The organism is Duncaniella sp. (assembly GCF_029054785.1).
GTDB lineage: Bacteria > Bacteroidota > Bacteroidia > Bacteroidales > Muribaculaceae > Duncaniella.
The window spans coordinates 1-3,560 of record NZ_JAIDEN010000141.1 but is presented as its reverse complement, the minus strand read 5'-3'; the positions used below and the strand labels follow the sequence as shown (position 1 = coordinate 3,560).

At 54.4% G+C, this 3,560-nt stretch carries 3 protein-coding genes and 1 pseudogene; all 4 read left to right on the top strand.

Going from position 1 to position 3,560, the window contains the following annotated elements; translation table 11 throughout:
- Nucleotides 1-486, top strand: a 486-nt coding sequence (locus K2H17_RS08750; protein ID WP_300133823.1) for an NADH-quinone oxidoreductase subunit B, incomplete at its 5' end; no start/stop codon positions are given.
- Nucleotides 487-520: 34 nt separating this feature from the next.
- Entirely contained in the window at nucleotides 521-2,155 is a 1,635-nt protein-coding gene (locus tag K2H17_RS08745) for an NADH-quinone oxidoreductase subunit C (protein WP_300133821.1), read from the top strand.
- A 71-nt stretch (nucleotides 2,156-2,226) separates the two neighbouring features.
- On the top strand, nucleotides 2,227-3,303 hold the full coding sequence (nuoH, locus tag K2H17_RS08740) for an NADH-quinone oxidoreductase subunit NuoH (protein ID WP_300133819.1): 1,077 nt from the start codon (nucleotides 2,227-2,229) through the stop codon (nucleotides 3,301-3,303).
- A 94-nt stretch (nucleotides 3,304-3,397) separates the two neighbouring features.
- Nucleotides 3,398-3,560, top strand: a pseudogene (locus tag K2H17_RS08735) (F0F1 ATP synthase subunit beta); the annotation flags it as partial.

Here is a 3,560-nt window from a genome sequence, read left to right as displayed (position 1 = left end):
ATCAACTGGGGGCGTTCCAACTCTATCTGGCCGCTCACCTTCGCCACCAGTTGCTGCGGCATCGAATTTGTGTCGCTTGGAGCCGCCCGTTATGACATGGCGCGATTCGGCTGGGAAGTTGCGCGTGCCTCGCCTCGTCAGGCCGACTTCATGATGGTGGCCGGTACGATCGTCCACCGCATGGCTCCCGTATTCCGCCGTCTTTACGATCAGTTGGCTGAACCGAAGTATGTCATCGCCTGCGGAAGCTGCGCGATCTCAGGCGGACCGTTCAAGAAGAGCTATCACGTGGCAATGGGCATTGAAGACATTGTACCGGTCGACGTGTTTATCCCCGGCTGTCCTCCGCGTCCCGAAGCCATGATCTACGGCATCATGCAGCTCTCGCGTAAAATCAAGGTCGAGAAATTCTTCGGAGGTGTCAACCGCCAGGAAAAGCAGGCCGATTTTCTTAAAGCACATCCGGTCCCCGGAGTGAACGACTAAATTTATTCGATAATACACCACATTATACACATATATGTCCAACATCCGGGAAAAGATCTCAACGCTGTTGCCTGAGGCTGTCATTGAAGACGGCCAGATAATGCAGGTGACCGTACCCGACGCCAAGTGGCACGATTTCGCGAAATCCCTTCGCGACGACGCTGACCTCTCATTTGATTTCCTTGTGACAATCGTGGGTATGGACTGGAAGGAAAACGGTATGGGCTGTGTCTACTACCTCACTTCCACCAAATTCAACACTCATCTCGCTGTCAAGGTCATGGCCGGCGGCGACCGTGAGCGTCCACTGATCCATTCGATTTTCGACCTCTGGGCAATCGCCACCGTCTTCGAACGCGAGGTCTATGACTTCTTCGGGATCATCTTCATCAACAATCCCGACATGCGCCGCCTCTTCCTCAATCTCGACTGGAAAGGCTTTCCGCTGCGCAAGGATTACAACGACGATCCGTCAATCAACCCCGTCTCGATTGAAAACGAGCGCCAGACAGACTTCACCGACGTCTGGACCGAGACCCCTGACGGAAAGATCGAAAAACATGAACGCCGCATATTCCAGCCGGAAGACTTCGTGGTCAACATCGGCCCCCAGCACCCCGCGACCCACGGTGTGCTCCGCTTCCGCACCGCCATTGACGGCGAGACAATCAAGAAAATCGACATCTACCTCGGCTATATCCACCGCGGAGTCGAAAAAATATGCGAGAAGCTGACCTATCCGCAGACACTCCACTTCATGGACCGTCTCGACTACTTCTCGGCCCATCCCTATCACCACTGTCTCTGCATGCTCATCGAAGAGGCCGCCGGAATCGAAATCTCACGCCGTGCCCAGGTGATCCGAGTGCTCATGGACGAGCTCTCGCGCATCGCCTCACACTGCCTCTTCATCGGCACCTACTGCATGGACCTCGGCGCCACCACCATGCTCTTCTACACACTCCGTGTACGCGAGCAGATCCTCGACATCATGGAGAAGACATGCGGCGCCCGCATGACATTCAACTATGACTGCATCGGCGGAGTCATGCAGGACCTCCACCCGGATTTCGTGAAAGACGTCCACGCTCTTCTCGACGTGCTTCCCGCAAACATCAAGGAATACAACAAGATCTTCACCGGCAACGTCATCGCCAAGAACCGAATGGAAAACGTCGGAGTGCTCACCCGCGAAGACGCCATCTCATGGGCTGTGACCGGCCCCAACGGACGTGGTTCAGGCTGGGCATGCGACGTGCGCAAATGCGCTCCTTACAGCATCTACTCCGAACTCGACTTCGAAGAAGTTGTCCGCGAGGAAGGCGACTCGATGGCCCGCTTCAAAGTCCGCATGGACGAAATGGTCCAGAGCGCCCGCATCATCGCACAGCTCATCGACAACATTCCTGAGGGCGACTATTGCGTCAAGGTCCCCAAAGTGCTCAAACTCCCCGTCGGCCACTGGTTCAAGATGGTCGAAGGCTGTCGAGGCACCTTCGGAATCTACCTCGAAAGCGACGGCACCGTCAACCCCTACCGTCTCAAGATCGCACCTCCGTGTCTTCCCGCCGCAGCCGTGGTCGACCACATCACCGACGGCCAGAAGATCGCCGACCTCATAACAATCGGAGGATCGCTTGACTACATCGTTCCCGACATCGACCGCTGATCTGAACGAATCAAGCGAATAAATTAAAGAGTCAACAAACACAGAGAGAAAACTATAAGTAACTTTTCAATATGCAAGACTTATCAGTAGGAACCGCCTGGCTTCATTCTTTCCTCACGGACTACATCCCCGAATGGGCTGCCGTGACCCTCGAATGTCTGCTCATCGGAGTAGGGTTGATGCTGCTTTACGCAGTTTTGGCTCTCTTCTACATCCTCTTCGAGCGTAAGGTGTGCGCCTATTTCCAGTGCCGTCTCGGCCCGAACCGCGTTGGACCATGGGGCTTGATGCAGAGCATCGCCGACATGTTCAAGATCCTCATCAAAGAGCTCATCTCGCTGAACCATGTCGACAAATTCCTTTTCGCCCTTGCTCCTTATCTGGTAATCATAGCCTCGATGCTGGCATTTGCCGTGCTTCCATGGGGCAACGGCCTTCAGATCATCGACTTCAACGTCGGCATCTTCTTCCTCCTTGCCGTATCGTCGATCGGAGTCCTCGGCATCCTCCTTGCCGGCTGGTCGTCAAACAACAAGTTCACCCTCATAGGCGCCCTCCGTTCAGGAGCGCAGATGGTCAGCTACGAACTCTCGATGGGCCTCTGCGTAGTGACTATGGTAGTCATGGCAGGCACAATGTCGGTCGGCGGCATCGTTGAAGCACAGAGCCACCTCTGGTTCATCTTCTCAGGCCACATCCCCGCCATCATCGCCTTTGTCATCTTCATGATCGCAGGCACAGCCGAAACCAACCGCGGCCCCTTCGACCTTCCTGAAGCCGAAAGCGAGCTTACAGCCGGTTACCACACTGAATACTCCGGTATCCACTTCGGATTCTTCTACCTTGCCGAATACCTCAACCTCTTCATCGTATCGGGAGTTGCAGCCCTCCTCTTCTTCGGCGGATGGATGCCCCTGCACATCCCCGGACTTGACGCCTTCAACAACGTCATGGACTACATCCCCTCCTTCGTATGGTTCATCGGCAAAGCGATCGCCCTATCCTTCATCATCATCTGGTTCAAGTGGACCTTCCCCCGTCTGCGAATCGACCAGCTCCTGACTCTTGAATGGAAATACCTGCTTCCGATCAATCTGTTCAACCTTGTACTCATGGTAATTGTTGTAACATTCGGACTGTACCTCTAATCAACAAAAATATCTCTCACACAAAATAAACTAACCCCAAACGTCCGGCCGTCTTTGAAACAGACTGGCCTGAACGCCAAAAATCTATAACGCGATGAGTGAAAAATTCGGCAAGATCGCCCAGGTAATCGGTCCTGTGGTCGACGTGATTTTCGATGGTGAAGACAATCTCATCCCCCCGATCTACACGGCTCTCAAAGTAACGCGCCCGGAGGGTGGAGAACTCATCCTCGAAGTTGAGCAGCATATCGGCGAAG

What these genes read in the sequence shown, in the direction of transcription:
- K2H17_RS08745 (WP_300133821.1), top strand. Translation starts at nt 521, where the DNA reads ATGTCCAACATCCGGGAAAAGATCTCAACGCTGTTGCCTGAGGCTGTC.
- nuoH (WP_300133819.1), top strand. Translation starts at nt 2,227, where the DNA reads ATGCAAGACTTATCAGTAGGAACCGCCTGGCTTCATTCTTTCCTCACG.